The 23,684-nt window shown below is 61.9% G+C and carries 34 protein-coding genes; 29 read left to right on the top strand and 5 right to left on the bottom strand.

From position 1 onward, the window contains the following. Positions 1 to 24: 24 nt before the first annotated feature. The 9 genes from ACSYS9_RS15310 (at position 25) to ACSYS9_RS15270 (ending at position 5,939) form a co-directional block, all read left to right on the top strand. Complete coding sequence (locus ACSYS9_RS15310; protein ID WP_158230139.1) at positions 25 to 759, top strand: DUF6988 family protein; 735 nt, start codon at positions 25 to 27, stop codon at positions 757 to 759. Between the two features lie 289 nt (positions 760 to 1,048). Next, a complete protein-coding gene (locus tag ACSYS9_RS15305; RefSeq protein ID WP_239591829.1) occupies positions 1,049 to 1,504 on the top strand; it encodes an H-NS family nucleoid-associated regulatory protein in 456 nt (151 codons plus the stop codon). Positions 1,505 to 1,506: 2 nt separating this feature from the next. After that, positions 1,507 to 1,710 (top strand): hypothetical protein, encoded by a 204-nt coding sequence (locus tag ACSYS9_RS15300; RefSeq protein WP_049430716.1) that lies wholly within the window; start codon positions 1,507 to 1,509, stop codon positions 1,708 to 1,710. Between the two features lie 1,013 nt (positions 1,711 to 2,723). Beyond that, the gene (locus ACSYS9_RS15295; protein WP_049430714.1) at positions 2,724 to 3,158 is read left to right on the top strand and encodes a BLUF domain-containing protein; all 435 of its coding nucleotides are present in this window, start codon (positions 2,724 to 2,726) and stop codon (positions 3,156 to 3,158) included. Positions 3,159 to 3,345: 187 nt separating this feature from the next. Then, complete coding sequence (locus ACSYS9_RS15290; protein ID WP_138927470.1) at positions 3,346 to 3,528, top strand: hypothetical protein; 183 nt, start codon at positions 3,346 to 3,348, stop codon at positions 3,526 to 3,528. Between the two features lie 61 nt (positions 3,529 to 3,589). Next, the gene (locus tag ACSYS9_RS15285) at positions 3,590 to 4,063 is read left to right on the top strand and encodes a BLUF domain-containing protein (protein WP_049396662.1); all 474 of its coding nucleotides are present in this window, start codon (positions 3,590 to 3,592) and stop codon (positions 4,061 to 4,063) included. 208 nt (positions 4,064 to 4,271) lie between these two features. Then, positions 4,272 to 4,505: a hypothetical protein gene (locus ACSYS9_RS15280; protein ID WP_071227533.1), complete on the top strand. Its 234-nt coding sequence runs from the start codon at positions 4,272 to 4,274 to the stop codon at positions 4,503 to 4,505. Positions 4,506 to 4,553: 48 nt separating this feature from the next. Beyond that, positions 4,554 to 5,168 (top strand): hypothetical protein, encoded by a 615-nt coding sequence (locus tag ACSYS9_RS15275; RefSeq protein WP_071227534.1) that lies wholly within the window; start codon positions 4,554 to 4,556, stop codon positions 5,166 to 5,168. 564 nt (positions 5,169 to 5,732) lie between these two features. Next, entirely contained in the window at positions 5,733 to 5,939 is a 207-nt protein-coding gene (locus tag ACSYS9_RS15270) for a hypothetical protein (RefSeq protein ID WP_153643642.1), read from the top strand. A gap of 477 nt (positions 5,940 to 6,416) precedes the next feature. Here the strand turns inward: ACSYS9_RS15270 and ACSYS9_RS15265 are convergent, their stop codons facing one another. Then, the gene (locus ACSYS9_RS15265) at positions 6,417 to 7,862 is read right to left on the bottom strand and encodes an EAL domain-containing protein (RefSeq protein ID WP_049430810.1); all 1,446 of its coding nucleotides are present in this window, start codon (positions 7,860 to 7,862) and stop codon (positions 6,417 to 6,419) included. Between the two features lie 241 nt (positions 7,863 to 8,103). Here ACSYS9_RS15265 and ACSYS9_RS15260 point away from each other — a divergent pair, with 241 nt between their 5' ends. From ACSYS9_RS15260 to ACSYS9_RS15245, 4 genes are all read left to right on the top strand, one after another. Further along, positions 8,104 to 8,271 carry a hypothetical protein gene (locus ACSYS9_RS15260; protein WP_153643641.1) on the top strand — a complete coding sequence of 56 codons (168 nt, stop codon included), beginning with the start codon at positions 8,104 to 8,106 and terminating at the stop codon, positions 8,269 to 8,271. Between the two features lie 223 nt (positions 8,272 to 8,494). Then, entirely contained in the window at positions 8,495 to 8,863 is a 369-nt protein-coding gene (locus ACSYS9_RS15255) for a hypothetical protein (RefSeq protein ID WP_071227536.1), read from the top strand. Continuing rightward, positions 8,844 to 9,032, top strand: coding sequence for a hypothetical protein (locus tag ACSYS9_RS15250; protein ID WP_049396657.1), 189 nt, complete (start codon positions 8,844 to 8,846; stop codon positions 9,030 to 9,032). The genes ACSYS9_RS15255 and ACSYS9_RS15250 overlap by 20 nt, the downstream gene beginning before the upstream one ends. After that, complete coding sequence (locus ACSYS9_RS15245) at positions 9,029 to 9,214, top strand: hypothetical protein (protein WP_071227537.1); 186 nt, start codon at positions 9,029 to 9,031, stop codon at positions 9,212 to 9,214. The genes ACSYS9_RS15250 and ACSYS9_RS15245 overlap by 4 nt, the downstream gene beginning before the upstream one ends. A gap of 144 nt (positions 9,215 to 9,358) precedes the next feature. On the opposite strand, the gene ACSYS9_RS15240 is transcribed toward ACSYS9_RS15245, so the two are convergent. Beyond that, on the bottom strand, positions 9,359 to 10,459 hold the full coding sequence (locus ACSYS9_RS15240; RefSeq protein ID WP_138927471.1) for a hypothetical protein: 1,101 nt from the start codon (positions 10,457 to 10,459) through the stop codon (positions 9,359 to 9,361). A 175-nt stretch (positions 10,460 to 10,634) separates the two neighbouring features. Between ACSYS9_RS15240 and ACSYS9_RS15235 the strand changes: the two genes are divergently transcribed. After that, positions 10,635 to 11,336, top strand: a complete 702-nt coding sequence (locus ACSYS9_RS15235) for a hypothetical protein (RefSeq protein WP_071227539.1) — start codon at positions 10,635 to 10,637, stop codon at positions 11,334 to 11,336. Further along, positions 11,333 to 12,121: a DUF6988 family protein gene (locus ACSYS9_RS15230; RefSeq protein ID WP_071227540.1), complete on the top strand. Its 789-nt coding sequence runs from the start codon at positions 11,333 to 11,335 to the stop codon at positions 12,119 to 12,121. The genes ACSYS9_RS15235 and ACSYS9_RS15230 overlap by 4 nt, the downstream gene beginning before the upstream one ends. On the opposite strand, the gene ACSYS9_RS15225 is transcribed toward ACSYS9_RS15230, so the two are convergent. Next, the gene (locus tag ACSYS9_RS15225; protein WP_138927472.1) at positions 12,118 to 12,414 is read right to left on the bottom strand and encodes a hypothetical protein; all 297 of its coding nucleotides are present in this window, start codon (positions 12,412 to 12,414) and stop codon (positions 12,118 to 12,120) included. The two genes, ACSYS9_RS15230 and ACSYS9_RS15225, sit on opposite strands and share 4 nt — an antisense overlap. Positions 12,415 to 12,510: 96 nt before the next feature. Next, positions 12,511 to 12,801 carry a helix-turn-helix domain-containing protein gene (locus ACSYS9_RS15220; RefSeq protein ID WP_425532650.1) on the bottom strand — a complete coding sequence of 97 codons (291 nt, stop codon included), beginning with the start codon at positions 12,799 to 12,801 and terminating at the stop codon, positions 12,511 to 12,513. A 218-nt stretch (positions 12,802 to 13,019) separates the two neighbouring features. On the opposite strand from ACSYS9_RS15220, the gene ACSYS9_RS15215 reads away from it, so the two are divergent. The 11 genes from ACSYS9_RS15215 (at position 13,020) to ACSYS9_RS15165 (ending at position 20,200) form a co-directional block, all read left to right on the top strand. Continuing rightward, positions 13,020 to 13,892, top strand: a complete 873-nt coding sequence (locus ACSYS9_RS15215; RefSeq protein WP_071227544.1) for a hypothetical protein — start codon at positions 13,020 to 13,022, stop codon at positions 13,890 to 13,892. Next, on the top strand, positions 13,889 to 14,251 hold the full coding sequence (locus ACSYS9_RS15210; protein ID WP_071227546.1) for a hypothetical protein: 363 nt from the start codon (positions 13,889 to 13,891) through the stop codon (positions 14,249 to 14,251). The genes ACSYS9_RS15215 and ACSYS9_RS15210 overlap by 4 nt, the downstream gene beginning before the upstream one ends. Before the next feature lie 59 nt (positions 14,252 to 14,310). Further along, positions 14,311 to 14,793, top strand: coding sequence for an ABC transporter permease (locus tag ACSYS9_RS15205; protein ID WP_081352238.1), 483 nt, complete (start codon positions 14,311 to 14,313; stop codon positions 14,791 to 14,793). 293 nt (positions 14,794 to 15,086) lie between these two features. Beyond that, positions 15,087 to 15,482 carry a hypothetical protein gene (locus ACSYS9_RS15200; protein ID WP_071227547.1) on the top strand — a complete coding sequence of 132 codons (396 nt, stop codon included), beginning with the start codon at positions 15,087 to 15,089 and terminating at the stop codon, positions 15,480 to 15,482. Between the two features lie 36 nt (positions 15,483 to 15,518). Continuing rightward, positions 15,519 to 16,295: a hypothetical protein gene (locus ACSYS9_RS15195; RefSeq protein WP_143048162.1), complete on the top strand. Its 777-nt coding sequence runs from the start codon at positions 15,519 to 15,521 to the stop codon at positions 16,293 to 16,295. Between the two features lie 21 nt (positions 16,296 to 16,316). After that, the gene (locus ACSYS9_RS15190) at positions 16,317 to 16,676 is read left to right on the top strand and encodes a hypothetical protein (RefSeq protein ID WP_071227551.1); all 360 of its coding nucleotides are present in this window, start codon (positions 16,317 to 16,319) and stop codon (positions 16,674 to 16,676) included. Next, positions 16,669 to 17,157, top strand: coding sequence for a hypothetical protein (locus ACSYS9_RS15185; RefSeq protein ID WP_143048163.1), 489 nt, complete (start codon positions 16,669 to 16,671; stop codon positions 17,155 to 17,157). The genes ACSYS9_RS15190 and ACSYS9_RS15185 overlap by 8 nt, the downstream gene beginning before the upstream one ends. Positions 17,158 to 17,516: 359 nt before the next feature. Continuing rightward, positions 17,517 to 17,750, top strand: coding sequence for a hypothetical protein (locus ACSYS9_RS15180; RefSeq protein ID WP_049406695.1), 234 nt, complete (start codon positions 17,517 to 17,519; stop codon positions 17,748 to 17,750). Between the two features lie 244 nt (positions 17,751 to 17,994). Beyond that, on the top strand, positions 17,995 to 18,435 hold the full coding sequence (locus ACSYS9_RS15175) for a DUF6573 family protein (RefSeq protein ID WP_256200883.1): 441 nt from the start codon (positions 17,995 to 17,997) through the stop codon (positions 18,433 to 18,435). Between the two features lie 89 nt (positions 18,436 to 18,524). Further along, positions 18,525 to 19,442, top strand: a complete 918-nt coding sequence (locus ACSYS9_RS15170; protein ID WP_071227553.1) for a hypothetical protein — start codon at positions 18,525 to 18,527, stop codon at positions 19,440 to 19,442. Continuing rightward, positions 19,439 to 20,200 (top strand): AbiU2 domain-containing protein, encoded by a 762-nt coding sequence (locus ACSYS9_RS15165; protein ID WP_081352239.1) that lies wholly within the window; start codon positions 19,439 to 19,441, stop codon positions 20,198 to 20,200. The genes ACSYS9_RS15170 and ACSYS9_RS15165 overlap by 4 nt, the downstream gene beginning before the upstream one ends. 161 nt (positions 20,201 to 20,361) lie before the next feature. Here ACSYS9_RS15165 and ACSYS9_RS15160 read toward each other — a convergent pair whose 3' ends face one another. Further along, the gene (locus tag ACSYS9_RS15160; protein WP_164207853.1) at positions 20,362 to 22,149 is read right to left on the bottom strand and encodes a type 4 pilus major pilin; all 1,788 of its coding nucleotides are present in this window, start codon (positions 22,147 to 22,149) and stop codon (positions 20,362 to 20,364) included. Positions 22,150 to 22,314: 165 nt separating this feature from the next. Between ACSYS9_RS15160 and ACSYS9_RS15155 the strand changes: the two genes are divergently transcribed. The 3 genes from ACSYS9_RS15155 (at position 22,315) to ACSYS9_RS15145 (ending at position 23,654) form a co-directional block, all read left to right on the top strand. After that, positions 22,315 to 22,488 (top strand): hypothetical protein, encoded by a 174-nt coding sequence (locus ACSYS9_RS15155; protein WP_006375368.1) that lies wholly within the window; start codon positions 22,315 to 22,317, stop codon positions 22,486 to 22,488. Further along, positions 22,479 to 22,943: a hypothetical protein gene (locus ACSYS9_RS15150; protein WP_071227554.1), complete on the top strand. Its 465-nt coding sequence runs from the start codon at positions 22,479 to 22,481 to the stop codon at positions 22,941 to 22,943. The genes ACSYS9_RS15155 and ACSYS9_RS15150 overlap by 10 nt, the downstream gene beginning before the upstream one ends. Before the next feature lie 114 nt (positions 22,944 to 23,057). Then, positions 23,058 to 23,654 (top strand): ParA family protein, encoded by a 597-nt coding sequence (locus ACSYS9_RS15145; protein WP_071227555.1) that lies wholly within the window; start codon positions 23,058 to 23,060, stop codon positions 23,652 to 23,654. Positions 23,655 to 23,684: the final 30 nt, after the last annotated feature.

The raw sequence follows: 23,684 nt of genomic DNA, 5'->3' as shown, positions 1-23,684 counted from the left end.
TTCCGGCCAGCGGGGAGGAGACCGATGCCTGAGGGCGGAGCAGCACCGGACGCATGGCCCGTTTGGTTGAAAGAGCCGCGCGTGCAGCGGGCACTGGAGTGGGCCGACCACGTGCGGCGTTGGAACGAGGAGCAACTCTATGGATTGATCCTGCATGGGCCGGAGCCAGACCACATGGCGGTCGTGGCTTTCGCGGTGGTGCACGAGCACCAATCGTCAGCCATGCTCCTGGTCAAACATGGGTTGTTGGGCTCTGCGACGGCATTGATGCGGCCTGCCTTTGAGGCGTTCGTGCGCGGGCTGTGGCTGCAATGGGCCGATGACCAAGAGCTGGCGCGGTTCCAGAAGGGCCATGACACTGCAACCCCAGAGAAGATGATCCGCAGGGTGATCCAGCGTTCCGGTGAAAAGCGTTACGCGGATTTGTTGGATACCTGGGAGCAGTCTCAAAAGACGATGCACGGCTACGTCCACCATGGCTACCAGTCCCTGATCCGTCGTTCCGGCGTCATCGACACGTCCCCTGACGAGGTGGTGGACCTGCTGGGATTCAGCGCGTCCATGGCGCTCCATGCTTCTCTCGAAACCGTGGAACTCGCCGGAAAGCGGGTGCCAGAGGAAGAAATGGCTACCCGGCCGCAGTGGGTTGCGGAGAAGAAACTCGAGATCGTCACCATGCTGCGCGACATGGGCTTGGTTCAGGTGTTGGGTGAAACGGCGCCTGCCCCACCGACCTTTGACGGTGGAGGGAAGGCGTAGTGTAGGGTGTTTCAGCGCGCATAATTGGTCGGAACCTTTTCTCGATCCAGGAGCATCCTTGCTGCAAGAGTTGCCGTTCTTGCAGCAGCCAACGGAAGCTTCAACTGTGAGAGCTGTAACCCTCACAGCGTTTAATTTGCAGAGAAGGGCTTGCCCGGCGCCCGTTCGAGTGGCCATGCCAGGGTCGATGGGCTATAACCTTTGAATTCCCTAATGGGGCGCTCCCTCGGCCCTGACCACCCTGAAGTCTCTCAACGCCGAAAGCAAACAGCTCGAAGCCTAGAAAAAGGTGGTCGAGAAGCGCGACGGTGAGGTGCCCAAAGCCCTGGCGGTCCTCCAGAAGTATGCGAAGGTCCTCAGTCCGGCCCAGCGGCGGCAGGTGGCCAAGCTCATCGGGGAAACGATCGACGCCAAGCCGGCGCGTGCCGCCAAGGCTGCCGCGGGTCCCCTCGAAGGGCGCAAGCCCGGGAAGGTGGCGCCGAAGTATCGCCTTTCAACCGGTGAGACCTGGGCAGGTCGCGGCTTGGCTCCCAAGGTCTTCACGCAATGGGGCAAGTCCGCACAGGGCAAGGCGTGGGCTCAGGCCAACCCCGGTGCGAAGTTGCCCTCGGCTGGTGGCACGGTGAGGAAGGCACACGCCAAGGTTGCCAAGAAGGCGGGCAAGACGGTGAAGAAGGCCGTCCAGAAGGCCGTCAAGAAACTTTCGAAGAAAGCCGTCGCCAAGAAGGCCAGCAAGAAGGCCTGATCATGCGCGGCCTGTTCCCCAAGAAGAAGAGCCGGCTCTCGCCGCAAGGCAACGCCATCGCGGCCGCCCACGTGCTGCTGGACAGTGCCGAGGGGCGATTGGACGAGAAGCCCGCAGGCAGGCGCTTGCGCGAGGAAGTGTGCCTAATGGCCCTACCTGACCTGCATCCAATGCCTGTCAGGGCAAGAAGCCTTGGTGGCCATTGAATCGCTGCCCAAAGGGTGGCAGGACAACGGGCGCACCCAGGTGCACCTGTTGGGGGCTGCGGTCATGGCTGCGCACACGGGGGCCAACCTGCGTCCGGACGGCAGCTCGCTATGCGCCAGCTACTTGCGATCGCCACACGACTTTCACGCCACTGTCACGCGGTTATGGCGATCTTCACCCCAAGCGAACAGGAGATTGCTGAGCGCCAATGGCCCGGGCGCCTTGACTTGCTGCCACCCGCGGGCCTGTAGGATCCCATCATGGAACTACTTTTGCGTCTTGCTATGGTTATCTTGGCCTGCGCAACTGGTCTGGCGCTGCTCCAGCTTGTGATCGCGCTCTTCAAGCCGCCGTCCTGCCGGGAATGGTTGCGCCGTAGGAGAGCGAGATGATGCGTTCGTTTCACTACGCCTACCGGAAGGCTCGCGATTGGCACAGCTCCGTAGCGACATCGATTTGGGCCGGAGTCCGCTATTCGTTTACGGGCGACACCGGCTATTTCAAGTCGCACGGTGGCTGGCGTCTGTCTCGCGTGCACCGGGGGCCTGAATCGGCGGAGCAATGATCGCTTCGGCTGAGCCTGGCGGGCCGCCAAAGGATTTAAGCCCTACACAACCCGCTCGGTTTGTTTCGCTTACAGATCGGCCGTTTGTGGTGCGGTGAGCCCATCTACCCGGACGGCCGAAATGACGGGCGGCGCGCAGGCGTTGCTCTCACCGCTGCCGCTGTCGGATACTGATCCTGTCCATCGTTCGTAGCTCGCAGTTCGCGCCGCCCACGGAGCCACAAGAGGGACGAAAGCCGCGGTTCTCGCGCACCTCGGGGCCGTGATCCCTAGCGAGGTCATCGCTCTTGCAGCCAACTTGAGTCGGGGACGGGGCTAGCCATGGAGCACTCTTAAAGGTTCAGGAATAGCGCAACTGAAAACTGAAATTCAAGCTGGCCTGCGTTTTGTACACAGCTGATCCACGTTGGCCGGCTTGCACTGGTGCCGAGTGAAAGGTAGCCCGTAATGTCTAAGTGTGCGGTGGTGTTCGTAAGCGCGGCTGTGGAAGAGATCGGTGAGGAGCGCTTGCCCGAAGTCATGCGTGCAGGCCGAGAGTTCAATGCCAAGTGCGGCTCGCGTGCAGTTGTATGCTTCGACGGCAGCAGGTTTTTAACGTATTTGGAAGGCACAGCGAGTGCGGTGGCTGCGAGCTCCGTTTACACCCAGTCCTTCACCCTGCATACCGAAATCGTTGAGCTGGCGCGGGGCTCCATCCAGCAGTTGCGGTTCCCTGCGCATGCGTTGCTCTTCCTGCCAGTGTCGGAGGCCGAGATGAAAGGGTTGATGAGGTCGGACTGGGTTAACTTCTCCCAGCGCTTCGGTGGGAAGTTCGTGCCTGAAACGGGAATGGAACGGCTTGCCGAATTGGTCAACAGTCGGATGAATGACATCCCGCGATGACGGGGTAGCGGACTTGCCTGTAGGTCCCGCGGTTGAGATCGGACAAGCGGAAGCACGGGCGTTGGCAATTTGGCACAGTCGATAGGGGCCTGCCATGCGGTTGGAATTCACTCACAGCCACATCTACCCTGGGGCCGCAGCGACCCTGAACGGAGAGCAGGCCGAATCGGGCGAGGGAACCACGTGCTTGGTCGAGCTCAGCGATGGCGTGGTCCTTTCGACCAATTGTCTGGTTCAAGACGGTGAGATCATTCTTTCCATGCCGAGCTACCTGACCGCCCGTGGTGCAAAGATTCCCGCTAAGGATTGGGTGCTGCGGAAGGACTTGGAAACCGGCGCTTGGAAGGCAAAATCAAAGGGTGCCGAGTAGCGCGTGTCGCTCTCCACGACCCGGCAGTTTTTTTGGTCTGAAGCAGTCATTGGAGCATGTTATGCCAAATCGTGCGGTGGTCTTTGTGAGCGAGGCCAGCCCCTACCTCTCCGCTGGCCGACTGGTTGAGTTGATGGCCGATGCTGAGCGGTTCAACAGGCAAGCCGGGGTGACTGGTGTGACCCTCTACGACGGGGCCCGCTTCCTGTCCTACATGGAAGGCGCACCGGACGGCCTTCGCGTTGCATACGCCAGGGCATCCGAAGCGCGCAGCCACCTGAACTTGATTGAGTTGGCACGCGGACGTGTCTCGCAACGCCGGCTGCCGCGGTGGCCAATGCGATTGTTTGAGGCCAATGAGGGCCAGCTGCAGAGCATCGCGATGGCGGGCTGGGCCGGCTTCGCGCAGCGGGGCGATGCGGAAGCAATGAATGCTACGGCGATGGATCTCCTTGTGCGATTCACAGGTGGGCCGGCTGCCTCGGTCTACGTTGGGCCCCTGTCTAGGCCACTTAGCAAAGGAGGGGCGAACTGAGCATTTAGGCAAGCGGTCTGCTACACAGGAACGAAGCGACGCTCGGAGTCACATTGCCGGCCGCCAGTGAGGGATGAATTGCTAGGTTGCAGTCGTCTGAGCCTGACTTTCCGCGTCGCAGGAAGGGCAAGCGTGGAACATACGGGATTGGTTGAGGCCAGCGGCGTTCGCGTGCACACTGCTTTTGAACAGTCAGGGTTCGAGGGCCATGGGTACTTCCAAGCCGGGCAAAGATTTAGAACGGGTCACCTTGTCGGTGGGAGAGCACGTTTACACCTCCGAGATCTGGCGGCTCAGTGAAAGCCGTTGGGTTCTTCTCGCTGTCGAGGTCCACGGCGTGGGAGGGCGCTCGGATTTGAGCATCAAAGCGTCGTCGTGCCTCCATGCGTTGGACGCGGGAGAGCGGATTGCGTCTGAGATTCTCAACAACCCCAATGGCTGAATTGGCGTTGGAAGGTTCAATCGACTGAGTGGATCCCAAGGACGGCAGATGAGCATTTTGAACGTGTTGCTGAGTGCCGATCACTTGGCTGTGACCGTCGATACCCTTGCGCAAGATGCTCAAACCGGGGCGCACTCAGAGGGCGCCAAGTTGATTCTGCTGCCTCAGCACAACGCCGTCTTGGCCACGCGTGGGTCGGCCCAGTTCTTCCTAAGAATCTACGAGCTCTGTCTCCAAGCCAGTTTTCGAGCAGACTTCACGATAGAGCGGCTGTCCGGCGAGCTTGGCGGCGTGATTGATCGCCTCTGGCCAAACTACGTGAGCGCGGCGGCAGCCGCTGGCATACCCATCAGCGCTATGCACACCGAGTTGGTTTTGGGCGGCTGGTCGGCGCACGCCCAGCGCATGGTTGCCACCGCTTATGCAAAGTCCGAAGATGGCCGTCCCGCCGTGGTCCAAGCGCTGGTGGGAGGCTTGGCGTCGCCAGGAGAGCCCTTGCGGAATCAGCCAGCAGGCATGGGACGGGCGGAGTTGATGGCAGCAGGACGCTTGCAAGCCGCTTACCTCAACGGCGACAGCGAGCGGCCATTAGCGGGCGGTCGTCTGTTGGCAGCAATTCTCTCAAAGGGCCAAGCAACCGTTCTCGATCTGGGAGGTCTCTAGGGGGCAGGGCAAAGCGTCGATTTGCTCGGCCACGGACCTCAGTCCATGACGCAAGCCAAGCAGAAAGTCTGCATTGGAGCGTTGGCTGGGGAGGCACATGGATGTCGACGATCATGGGCATCAGGTGGGCCCATGCAAGGCGCACCGTGGTGGGATTGGCAGAACTGGCCACCAAAGCCCTGACCGCATACTCCAAGGCATTGGTTTTGCCCTCAGCGTTGGGCAGGCGCCTCTCGCACTCGCTCAGGCTGAGCTCCAACTTGACCAACGCCTCCGTCTCAGCCTTGTGCATACCCCTCCTCCATTGGCTGGCCACCGAATCGCGGTCTGGCAGCAGGGTGGCCCCAAGCTCAAGCGTTGGAAACCGGTGAGCGTTCCGCTTGACTGCACCGTCAATCGGCCCTTTCGGGCCAGCACACAGCGGTCCACTCTTCAATCACGACTCGCCATGCGCGGGTGGTTAGGTTGGGGGCAAAGCTTTTCCAACCTCGCGCGTGCCACCGCCTAGCGGTTGTCACAGAGCGGGCAAGTGAGCACGGCGGCGCCGTCCAAGTCCAGCAGGCCATGCCCTGGAACCAATCGCAGTTGGCGGCCGCATTCCAGACAAGCGCAACTGATCCGCGTGACCTGCAAGAGCGAGCCGTCGGCCCGCCGCACACCCTCAACCTGATCGATGAAGAAACGTCCAATGTTGGGCATGAAGATGAACAAAAAGCTGAACAGAGCGGAATGCATATGATGCACCGCGACAACCCCACCGGAACCAGATGAGAAAATTGGATTCTGAAGAATTCATCTACGGGGTCGTCCGCGCAGTCCGCACGCCAGATACCGCTGTCCGATTCCTCTATTGCCGTCGCAGGAGCATGATAAAGAGGCGGGCTGCACGGCGACAGCCTTAGGCACAGGGAAGTCACCGAGCGGCGCTGTTGGAACGCGCTGAGCCAGTTCGTTAACCAGCAAAAGGCCAGACCGGCGGCCAGTCGGTTGCGACCACTGCTGAGGGTGTGTGTCGCGCGTTGCCCTAAAGAGGCCGCCTGCTAGGGGTGCCGATCACGACGATGCCCTGAACTGCCGGGGCGTCACCTAGGGCGAGGGGGAGTCACCCCGTTGGTTCGGCGGCGCCAACTGGGGTCAGCGCCATAGCGGAGATTTTCACGATTGTCGCGTCCATCGGACGCACGGACATCTTGCTAGGGCGAACGTCAAGCGCCAGTGAACGCGCTAGGGTCGACCCGTGCGCGAGGGCTACCCAACTTGGATGGCGGCAAGCGCGTCTTTGGTTGAGAGAGGGCAGCCATAGTGCCACCCTTGGCCAATAGCCTCTGGAGCAATCCGGTAGAGCAGCAAATCTTGCGCCTCTGATTCGACGCCTTCTGCGATGACATCCAGCCCAAGCTCACGTGCGATGCGATACATCCCTGGCAAAACGGGCCGCAGGGGGGAGTCCTCGTTGATAGCGGCCACGAACATGCGATCGATCTTGATTCCTCGAAATGGCGATTGGGCGAGGTGGGAGAAGTTGGCGCTGCCGGTCCCGAAGTCGTCGATCAAGAACCGGTATCCCAGAACTGAGAGGGCCTGCATGTTGCTCTTTGCGGCAGCGGACACGAGTTCTTCCCGCTCGGTGATCTCGATGCGAATTTGCTCTGGCAACACGCCAAAATCGTTGGTGACGCTGCCGATGTAGCGAACGACGCACTCTTGGGCCATGTCCACGGGCTCGGCATTGATGCTTACGTAGAGGTTCCTATGCTCCCTCAGCGCGGGGGCGAGATCATTCATGGCACGGGCCAGCACGTATCGAAAAAGATCAGGACTCAGGCCGAATCGGTGGGCGATGGGCACGAAGATGGCCGGCGGGATTTCATCGTCTCCCGGCGGGCGCCAGCGGCTGAGCGCTTCAAATCCCACGAGCTCCCGCGTGCCAATTCGACGCAGTGGCTGGTAGGCCAGTTCGATCTCGCTGCGCTTCAGTGCAAGCACCAACCGTTGCTGGATGGTTTGCCGAGCCGTGATTTGGTGTTTGATCAGCAAGAACGCGAGCAACAGCCCTACCGAGGCACCCGCTGCCAGGATGGTGGTGAGCAACGCCGAGGGCAGTTCGGACACCACGTGCCTAGGGCTGGTAACGAACGCGCAAACGTCGGCCACCCGGCTGCAATGTTGAGCTTGGACGAGAGACGGGGTGCCGACGCGGCTGGTCGGGGACAAGGTGCGGAATGTAAACGATCGGTCCTTCGTTTCGATGCTGATGGAGCTGCTGCGCGCAGGGTCCAAGCTCTCGAAGGCAGACGGGGAGGACACGGTGAACGTGTCGCCTTGGGCGATCAGATTGGACCCGGTGTAGGGGGAGCCAACGAGATCCGACGCGTGCCAAAGCCGGACAGCGCCGCTGGAGAAGCGTGGGGCGGGGAGGGTGTAGGGGCGCGAGCGCCCCCAGAGAGCGCTGCAGACAAGGCGTCCGTCTCGGATGCGACCGATGTCGCTCATGTAGATGGAGCGGAACGCGATCTCCTTTAGTGAGTCGATGTCGGTGTCGGAGCAAGGCGGCTGTCCGATGCGAGAGGCTTGTTCGGCCGCTACGCGCCGGTTACGAGATATGGCCTCCGCGCGCGTCACCGCGGCTTCCGCCACTGCCTCCGCCCCTTCCTTGTCACGCACGTAGAGGATGGCTTGGGCGACCGCGAGCATCGCCAAGAGGCACACCGCCGTGGCTCCTATTACGGTCAAGACGTAGCGACGCCGATTTTCTCGAACGCTCAAAGCAACCCCCGATCTGAAACGCGCCATCGCTTCGCTTGGCTTCTCGCCTCATTTACCTTGTTACAGGTTTATCGGCAAGCTTTCCATGAACTTCAGCCCCAGCTCCACTGGCTTGCAAGCCTCGATCGAACAACCATGCATCTGCGTCTGAACTGTACAGCAATAGGCCGTGAGCCCGGCGATCGCCAGCATGGCCACCCAGGACCTGCTGGTGGCAGCGCAGCTCCAGGCTCGATACCTCAACGCCAGCATGGGGCGGACCGTCGCCGGCGGACGGTTGCTATTGGGCTTTTTGAAGCCTGGCCAGGCGGTGGTCAAAGACTTGGGCCCGATTTAGCCCTGCCAATTTGGTCACTCGGACCGTTCAAAGCACTGCCCCAGTCGAGCGCCGGCTGACGGGCAAGTGCAGCCGCGCCTGCAGCGTGATCGGGCTTTTCTCCCAATTTTTAGCTTTAGTCAGAATAACCCCCTTTGTGGGTTTCGCGTGTCGGTGTATCCCAAACGTATGACGTTCGCGATGCGTGCGTCTGACACCGACCAACGAAACGAAAGGGGGGAACATGTTCATTGGATTTAGACTGACGAAGCGGCTTGTCGTCAACGTCGTGGTTGCCCTGGTGCTGGCGCGATTGCTGTTCATGGGCATGGACGGCTTGGACCGGTTTTCCGACACGTGGAACCGCACGTTTGGGGCGAACATGCCCAACGCCAGCGGGTTGCGCGGGGCCGTCAACGGCGCACGCCAGGTGTTCCCGTCGGGGTTGGACGAGTATGCGCGCCAGGCCGAACTGGACGCGGCGCAAAGCACCAAGCTCATGGATGTTTTTGCCAGCGTGTTCGGGCGCGTGAAAAACGAGGAGGTGATGCTGCCCTCGACCATCAATTCCGCTGGAGGGGAGGGCTCGATCTATGACCGCTACGACCATTGATTTTGAGTGGCTGTCCATCCTCTCCGGGTGGTCCTTGCTCAACGACAGCGCGGCGCTGCTGCGCACCCCGGGCCAACGTTGGGCGGGCTTGGAGGGATTGCTTATCGGCTACGGCCTCATCGCTGGACAGTGGTTCGTCCTGGCCACCATGGCCGGAGCGCTGGCATGACCACCGTGGGCGCGATGCTGGCCGCCATGTTGGCTGCAGCGTTCCTGGCCGTGGCCGGTATCCATTGGGTCAACGCCCGGCACGCCAGCGGGGCGCTTCGTGAGCGCTACCGCTTGCGGGCCCAAATTCTGGCCGGTTTGGCGTTGGCGTGGGTGCTCACCCTGGCGAGGCTGTCCACGTGAGCCGGCCACCTTATGTGCAGATGGCCGTTCGCGTGCCACGGCAGCTGAAAGATCGGCTGGAACAGGCGGCAGCCCGGGAGGGGCTGCATGCCAGCGAAATGGTTCGCTTGTTGCTCTGCGAGGGCTTGGCACGCCGTGCGGCGATCAATAGGCAGGGCGCTTCACGATCCGGTGGTTGAGCAGCGGCCGAATAAAGTTGGCCGGCGTGGACTTGTCCAATGGTTGGGCGCGCACCTGGTATTGCCCGCTCTCGCACAAGCGCAACAACTCAGCTTCGTCGTGGATCTCGCGCTGGCCATCCTTGGTGTTGCCCATCTTGGCCACCCGGAACGCCACGTTTCCCGTGTCTCGGTCCCTCATCCGCACCGGGACGATCACCCTTCCATCGTGGCGAACCAGGTGGAAGGCTCGGGCAAAACGGTCGCCGTTGGACGCCCTAGCTGGTGAAATCGGGTCAGGCGGCGTGGCACGCTGGATCGGTGCCGGTGCCGGTGCCGGTGCCGGGCGAGGCGGAGCTGAAAGGGGCTGCGCTGGGGCCTTGTGACCCAACGCTTGGCGCGCCAGCTGCTTCTTGCGGCCCGGTTCGGTGGCGGTGTCACCGTCGATCCAGGCTTGAAAGGTCCCGTTGGCCGGGCTGGGGTGCGACGCAAACACCCATGTCCGGCCTTGGGCGCTGAAGGCTACCTCGTTGATTTCTTGGAAGTCGTTGAATTGCTGGCGCATGAGCGCCTTGACCCCCTTCATGTAGGCATCGGTGGTCCCCAACAAGACCACGCGCTCCACACTGTCAGGCAACGGGTCCAGGTGGCGTGCCACGCATGTTTTCATGGCTTCCAAAGGCAACGACGAACGAATGGCCTTGGGCATGATGGTGCCACTGCTGACCAGCTTGCCGTTGTCCATCACCGACAACCCGCAGCGCACCAAGGAGGCGGCGCCCATGTGGCGGCTTTCGGCGGTCAGGGCGTCGTTGATCGATTGCCCACCCAGATCGATCCCAAGCTCGTGCAATACAGCTGCGAGGCGAGGGCGCATAGCACCCGCGAAGGCGACCCCATCGAAGCTCCCGTGTTGGGCGGCGGCAATTTGGGTGGCCCCCTTGGAAAAGCCCAGGACCAAGGTTTTAGGGACGCTGGTTCCCCAGTAGCCGGGATTGGCACGGAGGTGCCAGCCTCCCTCTACACGCACATCAAGTCCTGGTGCATGGCATGCGCGGCACGCCTGCCAGCCGTGGTGAGTTGTCATGGGGCCTCCGCATGATCCTTGAAGGCCCATACAGTTAAAGCACGTGCGAGCGGTATGCAAGAGCTTTTTGTCGGCTAAATGTGGCGGAAAAATGGGATGGCATGGGATGGCGTGCAATAGCTGCATGGCAGCACGGTGTGGAGTAGCCTGACACCATCATACGAAGGTCAATGGCATGGATGATCCGGCTGAGTTGAACATGGAAGCGTGGCCGGCTGAGGTGGTCTTCGTGCCCTACGTCGGCCGCGGCTACTGGAAGGGAGTTGAAGGGCGCCGCGTCTTGCTACTGGGCGAGTCCCACTACCGGGAGGCTGGGTGGACCGACGACCCCGTCGTCACTCGTCCTTTCACCCGTGAAACGTTTGGCGACATGCAGACTTGCAACAGGAAAGGTGGTGGCAAGTTCTTTGATGAGCTGGATCGCCTGCTGACTGGTCAAAGCAGCCCAAATGTTGTGGATGCCGCCCACGCCTGGCAGCACGTTGCATTTTGCAACTTGTCCCAGCGCTTTGCCGGCACGAGAGCTGGACACCGTCCGTCAGGAACCGACTTCAGTCAAGGCGGGAAGTTGTTGGTAGAGGTGATCCTCCCTCTGCTCCGGCCAGAGGTGATTCTGGTGCTCGGCCGCACCGCTTGGCGAATGTTCGATCACGGGAAGCGGTCGGACCAGCCTACCTTCCAGGCTCGCCATGCAAACTCAGAGGGCAGGAGGCGGCGCTATCTGGAGGAGCGCCACGTATGGTCTCTCGATTATGGCAACGGGGGGGCGTGGATGACTTGGGTCTACCATCCATCTTGGAACGTAGATTGCTGGGAAGATCGTGCCGCAGCTCTGAGGCATCTTTTGAAATACGCGAATGAAGGGCAAAGGATATGACGCACAATTCGTTGAAGGATGCGATCCGCGATGCGCTGGAGCCGCGTGCTGCCACGCGGCAGCCCACGGCGTTGGACATCGCACAGGAGGCCAGAGAGGCCAAGGCCAGCCTGGAATCGAACATGTCCTGCATGGCCCGCATCACTGTTCCCGCCGGCAGTGAGCGCCATCGGGTGACCTTCCAGCTGTTGCGGGCGTCAATGGACTACGGGCGTGCGTTGCTGTTCCTCCTAGAGACCCATCCCGTCGATCTTCCAGCGGTGGCCTTGGCAATGCACCGCTCCCAGATTGAGCAATTCCTGCGGGCGGTGTTTGTCCAGTTCCTTGCCGACGACGAACAGCTGGAGGACTTTCTCCAGGAAGATCGCGGCCCCCGAAAGAAGAACGAGAAAGGAAAGTGGGTGGCTATTGCCCTCAAAGACTTGGCCGCAGACGTGGAGCAGGCCATTGCACGCATCGGGCAGGACGATGGGCCTCAGAAGCTGGCTCGGACGGTGACCAATTCGTGGGATCCTCTTTGCGGACTGGTTCATGGCGCGAAGGCCATTCGGGTTATGTATCAAGATCCCAATGGGCAGATCGGGGCGCACGTGCCGGCAGCCATTCTTTTTCAGACCACCGTCAACGCGGTGGCCACAACCAACTTGTGCGTCATTGCAGCACTGACAGCGGTTGGGGTTGGGGCCTTTGAGGAAAGCCCCGTTGTTGAGCAGTGCGCCAGCGGAATGCTGCACTACATGCAACGGAGGAAAGCTCGCATGGAAGAGCTGGCCTGGCCGCCTTAAAGGACCGGACGCACATTGTCGCGCGGCTCTGTATCCCCACCAACGATCGCTGGCGGGGAGAGTTGCAATCGGAGGTCTGCGAATCCTCGGTTTAGGCGGCGTGCCTTCTGACCAAGGGATTCCCAGGTTGAGTCTGCGGCGTCGAATGGAGGCTTTTCGTTGAGGATCAGCTGGGCCGATGCCTTGAATCTCTCAAGAAGTGCTGCTTCATGCCCCGGTGGGTTCAGTGCAACGCGGCTGCGGGCCTCCGCTGCGTTGAGCTCTAGCATGTTTAGTTCGATCAGCGTGGCCATGGCAACGGCGGACCGGGTGGGCTCCGTCCTATTGCGGCGGCAGAGGTGGGTGATCCATGTCCACATGGGGTCGATTCGTCCTTGTTCGCCGACGCCCTAATCCTTGCCGGGCGGCAACAGCTGCTCGATGAGCGCGTTGCGCTTTTTTTCGGACAGTTCGCCAAGTTTGCCCAGCAGTTCGGCAAAACGTTCCTGCTGAGCCGCGCTCTGCTCCCCCAAAGCCAAGATCGCATCGGCCATCGCCGGGCTGGTTGCCAAGAGATAGGCCGGGGGCACCTCCAAGGCTTGGGCCAGCTCGAAGAGGGCTTCCAAGCTGATCGACATGCCCTCTGATTCATACCGAGAGATGCGTGCCGACGCCGTGTCCTTGTCCATCCCCATCCTCACTCCGACTTCGCGTTGGCTCAAGCCCCGGAGGACGCGGGCTTGGCGCAGGCGCGCGGCCACCACGGTTCGGGGAACGGGCGGGGCGGCGGTCACGGGCTGAACGGATGCAATGCAGGCATGCGGACAGGATGACCCAGAGGCTACGTCCCGGGTAGACTCTACGTGGCACGTAAGTTGGCTGCAAGATCCCAAATCTATCGGTGGGAACAGGGGGTTCCATGAAGGGAGTTAAAAGGGCCGTGCTGACCGGGGCTTTTGCCCTGACTGCGGCGGCTGGAGCGCAGGCGCAATCGGGGGCTGGATCGGATCTGCTTCGCCAGATCGGCCGAGCCATCCAAGGCGCGCCCAAGGTGGTGAGCGACAGGGCGAGAAGCCCCTACCTTGAGCCGGCAGGGACCTATTGGGATCTGGATCAGGACGACTTGGAAGGGGCTCAGCACCTGCGGGTCGGGGTGACGGCTGTCGGGGGCGGGGGCGTGGACACCTGCGACATGCAGCTGCTGGCGATGGCCCATTCGGCCTATCGGATCGACGCCGACAAGCGCCAGTGGTGCCTAAGGCAATGGTGGCTGATGGACACGAAGGCCCACGGCGCCAACGGTGTCTCGGGCAATGATCCGGCTGCCATCGAGCGCCGATATGGGCCGGCTTTCGATGCGCGCCAGGAACGCTTCAAGGGCATCCGGCGGTTTGCCATTCGTCCCACCTTCCAAGCCTTGGGCGATGTCGCCTACCGAGCCGACCGTGGGGTGCTGGAGGGATTCATCCCCATGCCTCAGGTGTCCGCGGCTGGGCAAAGCGTCACCGGCAACGGCTTTGTGCCGTGGGTCCACCGCACCGCCGGTGGTGTGTCCAGCCCACCCAACGCCGGCCGCTTCCACCTTCTGATCCGAATGAATGCCCAAGAGGCCGCCAACCTGGCGCGACAAGGTCGCAGCTACCGAGACGACCTGGTGGTGTTCTCCGTCAACCGGGTTTGGGTGGACGGCACGGTGCCGAAGATGGACGTGACGATAGAGAGGGTTCGGCTCGGATACCGCGACGAAACGATTGACGTTGATTTGACCAAAACGCAAGGAGCTCCGGCATGAAAGCAACCCTCGTTTCCCTCACCCTGATCACCGCAGGGCTGGCTGCCTGCAGCAGCAAGGCGGATTTTCCCACCGTTGAACAAGTCGCCCACGCTTACGAGGCGCATGCCAATGCCAACCTCTCTAGCGAAATGGGCCAACGAATCGAGGTCCGGGGTTGGAAAGACCTCACCGCGGATTGCACCTCCACTGGTCCCCAGCGGGCCACGTGCGTGACCGGTGGAACGCTGGACGTGGTCGGGTTCCAGGGCGGGCAGCAGTTGAAGCCCGATCCCGTTCCCGTGCCGTCGGCTTACGACTTCGTCTTTGAGAAGCAGCCCGCCGGCTGGGTGCCGGTCGGAGCCCAGAAGAAGGGCTGACCTTGCCAAGGCGCGGAATCGCGCTATGCATTGAGGGAACACCACTTCAAGGAGGTCCCATGCCTTACAACGCTCACCACACCCCCGGCGGTCACATGCAGTGGGGCTTGCTGGCACCGGCCACCGTCATCCTCGGTGGTGCAGGCCTGCTGTTTCTTGCCGGGGCCCAAGAGATCGGCCAGAACGTGGGCTACGGCTGGCAGGCCGGCCTGGCAGTCGCTGGTGGGGCAGCCGTGCTGCTCTTGCTGCTCCTGCTCTACGTGTTGAACTGGCGAGCGGCCCGAGTGCGCGCGGCAAGGGCAAGCGGGCTACTGGTCTCGCCTCGCAAGGGCGGCTTCGGAAAGGGCGCCATGATGGGCATGTTCTTCGTCGTTGCCCTGCAGCTGGCCAGCGTTGCCGTGGGCCTGCTCTACCCGGGGTTGGAGGAGGGTGAGCGAAACTTCTTCAGCTACGTGCCTCCGATGGCTCTGATGGCACTCCTGCCCGTGGCGCTGATCGCAGGTGGCGTCGTAGGCAATCTCTGGCGCTCCACCAGCCTGTAAGATCAGTCCATGTCCTTTGGGGCCCCCGCGAGGGGGCCCTTTTTTGTGCAAAGAACAAAGCCCGGCGCCCCCGCCGGTCGCCTCGCGCCGGCTTCTGTAAAAGCGGGGGTGGGAAAAGAGCAGATGACGCCTTCGGCACGATAAGTGATGTTAGGAATAACTGCGGCCTTGGCTCCGCAGTTTTTGATTTTAGTCAAGATTTTGTCCACCAAAACCGTGGACAAATTTTCGTGGTGATCTACCTTAAATTCATGGGAAGGCAATCGTGCCAACCGACAAACAAGGACCTCGCCATGAACCACACGATGCTCATCACAAACGACACCATCACCGTCAAGGAGGCTCACGAAGCTGCGCATGCCGCTGCCAGCACTTTGTTTGACCAGTTGTCTGGGTATACCTTTTCGACCGGCGCGGCGGGCTATCTCTATCCCGCGTTCCAGTCTTCCGCTGAGGACGCATTGCTGGCTTTCCTGCTGAACCGCAATTGGGCTGAGCTGGGATGCGAAGACGACGAGCTGTTGGCTGACCAAACTGTCTCCGTCAACGTGGAGCGTCAAGAGGACGGGCAGCTCCTTTATGAGGTGGTGTTCGACATCGAAGGGTCGGATTACGGCACCAATTGCAGAGTCAAGGACCTGGAGACGCTGGACGAATGGTTCGATGAAGAATGGATCGGCGTGGACTGAGATGTGCTTACAAAAGCTGTCACGTGAGAACAATCCATGTCCTTTAAGGCCCCGCGAGGGGCCTTTTTTGTGCAAAGAACCAACCGCCGGTCGCTTCGCGCCGGCTTCTATAAAAGCGGGGGTGGAAAAAGAGCAGGTGACGCCTTCCGCGCGATAAGTGATGTTAGGAAAAAGTGCGGCCCCAGCATCGCAGTTTTAACTTTTAGTCAAGATTTTGTCCGCTGTAGCCGTGGACAAATCTCCTGGGCGATCTACCTTGAATTTGTGGATGGGCAATCGCGCCTTCCAAAGACCATCAAGGAAATCAACATGAAAATCCATCACCTCATCAGCGACGGCAACCAAGCGGTCGCCATCACGCAATCGGCTTCGAGTGGTGGTGGTTACGCGCACCCGGTGAAGCTCTCCGCCATTCGCTTCAACGTGCAAGACGCTGAAGCGGCGCTTGGCGAGCTTAACAGGTCTGGCCACCGTCACGAGAAGGCGTTCGAAGTGATTGAGCGTTGGGACGTCGATGCTCGCAACCAAGGGCCAAAGTCAAAGTTCGGTCGAACCCTTGCCGCCCTCGTGGACGAAGCGCAGGGCCACTTGAAGGGGCCGGTGATCTACGAAGCCAAAAGCATGGAGGAGGACACCGCGCGTGCGCTCAATGCCGCAGCGAAGCAAGCCAGGCTTTCGCAGGTCCTTCCTGCTGCAGGTGGTCCGAGCATGATCATCGGTGGGGAGGTGTGGAACCCGCGCCAAGAGGCGCAGAGCCAAGCTCCAACTCCGGCGGCCGCCCTGGAAGCTCCCCGTCAGCGCGTGCGTCTGTAACCGCCGTCCAAGGAAAGAGAAGTGCTTAAACCCGTCCCTTCCCCAAAACTTGTCACCCTTCCGTCCTCCCGGGGCTACTCCCGTGATTTGGAGCGCTTGCAGGCGGCCGCCGCACGCGCGCAGGTCACCCGAAACGAAGCCGTGCGCCAAGTGCTCGCCATGTATGCCGCCCACCCTTACGCACTGAGCAAGCATCGGCTGGGTGGGGAGAGGGACGTGCGCCTGGCCTACCTACCGCTGCAGCGCAGCGTCTTGGAGGCGGTGGAGCAGGGCGCGGTGAACGCTGGGATATCCACCGCAGAAGCGGTGCGCCAGATCATCCGTGACTACGTCCAAGGACATCTGCTTCGGAACCAGGTTCGGGGCAGCCGGCATGGGTGACCGCCGCCCACCACCGCCAGGAAGTCCGAGCGCTGAGCTGATTCACGCGTGCGTCGATGGAAGTCTTTTCCGCGCTCTACAGGCCCTGCGGCAGGGCGCCAACCCCAATGCGTGGCGCCTCAACGAAGGTCCTGCGCTCCATTCCGCACTTGCCTGGCCCCGCATCGTCGAAGCCCTCCTGCAAGCTGGTGCGCACCCTCAAGAGAGGAACCACTGGTGCGAGCGCCCGCTGGAAAAGCTGGCGGCAGACTACCAGCTGAGCGACGACGCCGACGAGCGCAGCCGACTTGAACAGACGGCGTTGCTGCTGTTGCGGCTGGGCGGCAACCCTCACCGGGGCGGCCCGTTCTGGAACACGCCATCGCTGAAGGCGGCGATGCCGCACGTGGTGGCCACGGTGGAAGCCGAACAACGCGCTGTCCATCTGGAGCAGGCATGGGCTGCCCGGGGAAGTGTCAGTGCAAAGCGGACAAGGCTGTAGAGCCAACGGCCCAGCGCCGCCACCGGTCGCTACGCGCCGGATTCTGTAAAAGCAGGGGTGGAAAAGAGCAGGTGACGCCTTCGGCGCGAGAAGTGATGTTAGGAATAACTGCGGCCTTGGCTCCGCAGTTTTTACTTTTAGTCAAGATTTTGTCCACCACAACCGTGGACAGATTTCCAGGGCGGTCTACCTTGGAATCAGGAAGAACGCAACGCTCTTCCCACCGACTGGAACCGCCGACATGACCCTTTCTCTTCTCGCCATCGCTGCCCCCATCGCCCTTCCTTTCAGCGTTTGGTTGGCCCAGCGCCTTGAACGCTGCATCGATCGTGCCCTTTGGGCGCACTGAGGGAAACGCCATGACCACGCGTGCCGCCCGCCACCGCTATTACGCATACGAGCGCCGCGATGGCTCTGTGTGTTACCTGCCAAAACTGTTGCACGAGGGAATTCAGCGCTACCCACGAACGATCGCGCACTACCACCTGGTGCAATGGTTGGGGGTGTCAAAACTACTCAGCCAGGACGAATACAAGCAGATGGCGTGGATGGGTGCGAACCGTCCGATGGCTAGGCAAGCTGCTGTGGCTTAGGCACACAACTTCATGGCGAAGCTACTGCCCAATTCAAGCCCCTCGCGCTCCGCGCGGCCCCATCGCCCGGCTCTCCGGTCAAGGGTCATTCCAGGGCCCGTGTCCTCGCTCCGCTGCGGGCCGCGCCAGCCCTTCCATTTCCTCCCTTGACCGCGCCGAGCGGTGGGGCGGTGGGTTTTCCATTCCAGGACATCCGGACCGGATGCCCTGGACCGGGCCATTACTCATCAGCGAGGTGCGCTCCATGTTTGACGAATTCGACCTTATCCATTCCTACACCCGCGCCCAGGCGATCGAGGACGGCGTCTTGGTGGACGTGTCCGACGTGGCCAAAGAAGCCGGCCTCAAGTTGCCCGTGGCCATCACCCGCACTGCGTGGGCACGCTACGTCGAAGTGCCAGCGGGACTGGAGGTGCGTGGGCAGTCGGTGGACGGCCGGCTCTGGGACGTGCTTTTCATGCTCCACGTGGCCATCAAGCGGCAACAGGGCAACGGTTCGGAGATCCACTACCAGCTCCACGTGGCTCTGCCCGATGCCGGCGACTGGTTGTCGAACGAAGCCCACCTGGAGGCCGGGTCTGGCCTGACGCGGTCCACCCATCGCCTGGTTACCTTGAAAGCACTGTGTGGGCCCGGGGACTCCCTGGAGCCGGTGGTCACCATCATGCTGCCCAACGCGGATTGAGAAAGGAGGGTGCAGGACATCGGCCCCCCATCGTTTTCCCGTGCTGGTCCCGCCGCTACCATGGCGAGACGACAAGGGAGGAGTAGGGGATGGAAAAGTTCGATTGGTCGAAGGTGGAGTTTGCACGCACACCCTGGCGGAGCCGGGTTATCCCGGACGCGTTGCCCATCCTCATCCGGTGGGCGCAGGAGGGCGAAGCTCATTCCTACAGCGACCTGGCCCAAGAGCTGCACGACACCTTCGGACACGAGATCAAACCCCGCAAAGACCTCTACGGCACCGTCGCCGGGGGAGTGGCCCAGGCCCTGCAGTGGCTCAGCGAGCAGTGGAAGGAACCCATCCCGCCCCTCCACGCAATCGTCGTCAACAAGAACACGAAACACCCTGGCGAGGGTGCCATAACGATTTCGCCGGCCTACTTCGCGGGCAAGAAGTTGGACACCGAGGAAGAGCGCCGCGCGCACTTGCGAGAGGCGATGGAAGACGTTTTCACCTATCCCAATTGGGACCAGGTCGCCCGCGCTCTGGGAGCCACCATGCTGACCCCGTCCGCCGGGGCGGTTGAAGAGGTGGCAGCGGATGCGCCTCTTCCCCTTCCTAAAGTCCAGGAGGGTGGCAGGCCAGAAAGCGATGAGCACAAAGCGTTGAAGGCGTGGGTGGTCAGCCATCCCGAAGAGTTCGTGGACTTTGGGAGCTTCCCCGCGGGGAGCAACGAGAAGTTGTTGAGCTCGGGTGACCGACTGGACGCGCATTTCGATAACGGAAGACATCGTCTGGCGGTGGAAGTTAAAACCAGCAAGTGCTCAGAGGACGAGCTCCAGCGCGGCGTTTACCAAGCGGTGAAATACCGCGCCGTTCTTCGGGCCGAGCAGAAGGCGATCCGTCACGTGCCCAACGGGGAGGCGATCTTGGTCTGCACGCGTGCGCCAAACAAGGAAACCCGGGCGCTCATCAAGCGGCTGCAGGTGCGGTTCCAGCAAGTGCCGCTGGAGGCGGAGCAAGAATGAAGCCTGAGGAACTGGAGCAACGTATTCGCCAAATCGATGGATTCGTTCGGGTGCTCACGCAGGAGTGCCACATCCTCGACGAGCGCCGGCACATCCTGTCCCCACTCATTCAAGATCCCGAGATCCAGGCAGGGCTGAAAACCAAGCTGGACAAGACGCCGGGTGCCAATGCCTGGAACCACCTGGCGCCGCTTCTTGGACAAGACTTGGTGCGCGATCAGTCACGGCTTTTCCTCGACAACCATTGGCGGTCCGGAAGCCTGACGAACCTTTGGCGCAAGCTCCAGGCAGATCCCGCGATCAAGAGGCACTACCGAGAAGCCTACGGTCGAATGTTCGACCACTTCGACGACGAGCCTATCAGTGACCTGCCGCCCGAAAGCTCGGCTGTTTTCCAGGAGAAGTTCAGACAGAGCGATCGGGACGAAAATTACTCGCGCTTCGATAGTGGCTGGGAAAAGGTCTCCAATGAAATGGTGAGCCTTACGGCTGATCCCGTGGCAGCGAAGATCAAGACCTTGCGGGACAAGCACCATGCCCACCTGGAAATGCGAAAGTTGGACGAGGAGCCCGGCGCCTTTGACATCAACACGCTTGGGTTGACGTTCAATGAGGTCTTGGCTTTTGGTGATCGTTGCCAAGCCGCCGTGGCAGAGCTGGGGCTGCTCTTGACCGGAACCAGTTGGGATCCACAGCAATACGCATCGGTTCACGAAGCCCAGGGCAAGGCGATGTGGAAAACCTTGGCTGGGGTTTGACTTCGAGGCACAACAGCGAAGAGCCCAGAAGCCGCCGCAGGTGGCCAAGCCACCTGCCTTCTGAAAAGCACGCTTGGTGCGAGGGCATTGCCTCCGGTCGGTTTTGGAGAGCCGAAGCTTTGCCACTTCGAACGTGAGGGATGCCCCCGCCTTCTTTGCCGTCAGGGGCACTTGAACTCAAAGCCCACCCAGTCGCTCGCTCCCAGGTCTTGCCAGTAGAACCGTGCGCCTGGACCCACGACGCTGCACGAGCAAGCCGCCGGCCAAACCGCGGTGCCTGGGTGGTTGACGAAGCCGTAACCTGGCATCGGAGTTAAGTTGGCGCGCAGCGCGTAGACACAGGCTTCCAAAGCCGGTGTTGGGCGGGTCACGCCAGGTGGCTCTGGCGTAAACGTGGGGGTGTCGTTCGTTTCGTATTGCCAAGTGCATGCCAACGAGGTGGCTTGAAGCTCGGCCAGGGTCCGGGGAGCGTTGCAGAAGATCGCCCAGCCGTAGTGCCCTCCGTCTCCCCACGAATGCCAAGATCGCCCGGTGTATTCGGGAAACGTCGGAGGTGGTGCGTTGGGGGTGCATGTATTGGCCTCGTTGCGACGAACCCCAGTCTCCGCCCAATTTGTCCAAGTGGTGAACGTCGGGCTGGGCAGCGACCACGTGGTGGCCGGGCAGCTGTATGTCCCAGTCCTCGTCCGCCGCTGCTCGGCCTGCCACGTGTGCGATCCACTCTGGCCCGCCGGGCAAGCGGCCGCCGTGGTGACCCACTGGGTTTCCGCTTGTGGGAAAGGCGCTGGGCACGCCGCGCAGGTGGTGTTGGTTTGGGTCCATGTGTTCCACGAACCGGTGCCCGTGCACGAGAAGGTCCGCTGCTGCCCAATCGCGCCAAACTGGCCTGCAGGGCATCCCACGTTGCGCGTCTCGGGAGCAGGGCACGGCGTGCAGGTGCTGCTGGTCGTGGTCCAACTGCCGGCCGTCGTGGACCCAGCCCACGCCTCGTAAACGCTCGGGTCGGGTCCGCAGTGGTGACGGCGGTTCTGGAACACCTGGCCCACTTGGCCCATTGGGCAGTTGATCGTTCGGTTCTCGCTCCACTCTTGGCACGGCGTCGTGGTGCTGATCGGCGGCGGCGTGACCGGCGGTGAAGTGGGCGGAGCCGGAGGCGTCACGCTCACCGGGGGAGCGGGCGGCGTGACCGGTGGGGGTGTAGCAGGTGGGGCGCTAGGCGGCGGGGCGGATGCTGGCGACATCGGCGTGGAAGGCGCGACCGGCCCCACGGGCCCTACTGGGGTTCCCACGGGTGGAGAAACGGGAGGCGTGACCGAGGGCGTGGCGGGCGGCAATACCAGCGGCGATCCGGTCCATTCGCCCCCCAACAACCCGTTGTGGTAGACGAAGACCACGCGCGATTTGTCCGCACACGTGCGGCCCAGCAATCCCACGTCGAGCTGGCCGCCCGTGTTTCGAATCACCGAAACGTCCGACACCTGGGCGTCCCACACCCCGCCCGCGTTGGCCGCGACCAGGTCCACGCACGCTTGGCGAGGAAGGCCGGCGTAGCTGACGGAGAACGAATCACCGAAGCGTTCGACGGTGTAGGGTTGGACGTTTACCGCGCCGCCCCAAGCGTTGGTCAAGACGCTTTCCCCGACGCCGAGTTGGGATTCAGGGGCCAAGCCATCGACCACCACGGCCGAGGTGCTCACCCCGCGGAACGTCCCCACCATCCCAAAACTGCTCTCGATACGTCGGGACAGCTCGCGCAAATTGCGCGTTTCGCTGGCCACCTTGGCCTTTGCATCGACCTGGCCGAAGAACAGGAACATCGCGCCCGTTGCGGCGGTCACAACGCCCAGCGCCAGCAAGGCCTCGGTGAGGGTGAAGCCCAGCGCGCTGCGCACGCCTTTGGACAGGCGGGTGAGGGTGGGCGAACAGCGGGGGCGGATCGTGTGCGTCACGCATTCAGCATGCGATGCACCTTGGATTCCGCAAGCCCCTGTTTTTAGTCAAAAAAAGTTGGATTTTCCATCTTGACATTGCTCGGTGGTCTGGTTGCATGGGATCAAGGGAGTGGGGCGACCTACTCACGAAATCCGTTCTAAACAACCCAAGAGACCGCCGCCATGATTGAAAGCCCCACCCGCTCGGCCCGCCCCATTGCTGGCCTTCCTTTCGCGCACATCCCACCCACGGCTCCCGCGTTCCTGCCCGAAGGCAAGCTTCGCCGGCAAGCCCGGCTGGCCCGTCAGCAACGCCACTTCGAGCGCCAGCTGCGCAAGGAGCTGAAATGGAAATGACCACCGACCGGCGTGCTCAACGGCTTCTGGATGCCATCGAACACCGCAACCCACAGGCTTTGAAAAGAACCATTGCGGCCATCCGCGAGGCACGTCTGAAGGCGTGGAGGGGCTTGACGGCTTTCAGGTCCTTGGATCACCCGGTGGGGCCCAACGGAATTACCGCTTTCCACGTCGCTTGCATGGCGTGGCACGTGAACCAGCATGACCCGGCCAAACGGCAGTGCTACGACAAGATGGCCGGAATGTTGGCTGAAGCGGGAGCGGACGTGTTCGCGGAGTTCGGCCCGGCAAAACAACGCTGGACGATCATCGAAGCACTGCATGGCGCCGCGCCACCGTCTGTCAAAGCATGGATGGCCTCTCAGCCGTTCGATCTGCATTGCTCGGCGTCAAACACCGCCCACACGCTGCGGTGGGAATGCCGTCGTCCAGGCGCCTTGTCGGAAGCGTAGAAAAGAATCCAAGGGCTGAACGGCCCAAAAGGGTTGCAAAAACATGCACTTGCGCAACGGCGGCGTCGGGGTAGATTCGATGGGAATCCCTATCTACTCACGAAAGGATGTCCTATGCGACTGTGTAACTTCTCACTCAAGGGTGGCGTCGGCCGCACGACGCTGGCCCTGAATCTTGCCGGGTGCTATGCCCGTGACCCCAGCCTGCGTGTGTTGGTCAACGACCGGGACCCCCAAGGCGGAGCCTGTGCGTTTGCCTCGCTGTCGGACGAAACACCGTTCAGTGTCGGGCGATCGCGCTCCCCTGGCTTCGACGTGGAGATCACCGACACCCCGCCGCGTCTGCCGGACAACGAGGTGATTCCCGATGCTGACCTCTACTTGGTGCCAACGTTGCTCGACGGGGCCAGCTTCCTCATCTTCCTGCGAACCGTGGATGTTCTTGAAAAGAAGGGAAAGCGTTACCTGCCCATCGCCAACCGGGCCAACGAGAAGCGGGCAGCCCATCGACGCCGCCTGGAGCACCCCAAGATGTCGGGCGCTATCCTGGTGCGGGATCGTGCGTTGTTTGCGGACTGCTACGAGGAGGGAAAGACCGTGTTCGACGCCAACGGCCGCTGGGCCCGGGTGGCCCAGGAGGAGATCCACGCCATGGCTGTCCGGGTGCGCGATACCTTGGCCGCTGGTGCAGGCCGGAGGGCTACGGCATGATGGAGCTTCCCTTGGTTTCCCTCCCAGACC

It is taken from the genome of Stenotrophomonas sp. STK17_22 (assembly GCF_051983905.1).
Taxonomy (GTDB): Bacteria; Pseudomonadota; Gammaproteobacteria; order Xanthomonadales; family Xanthomonadaceae; genus Stenotrophomonas; species Stenotrophomonas maltophilia_A.
The sequence above is the reverse complement of the archived record's forward strand: the minus strand, read 5'-3'. Positions and strand labels throughout refer to the sequence as shown.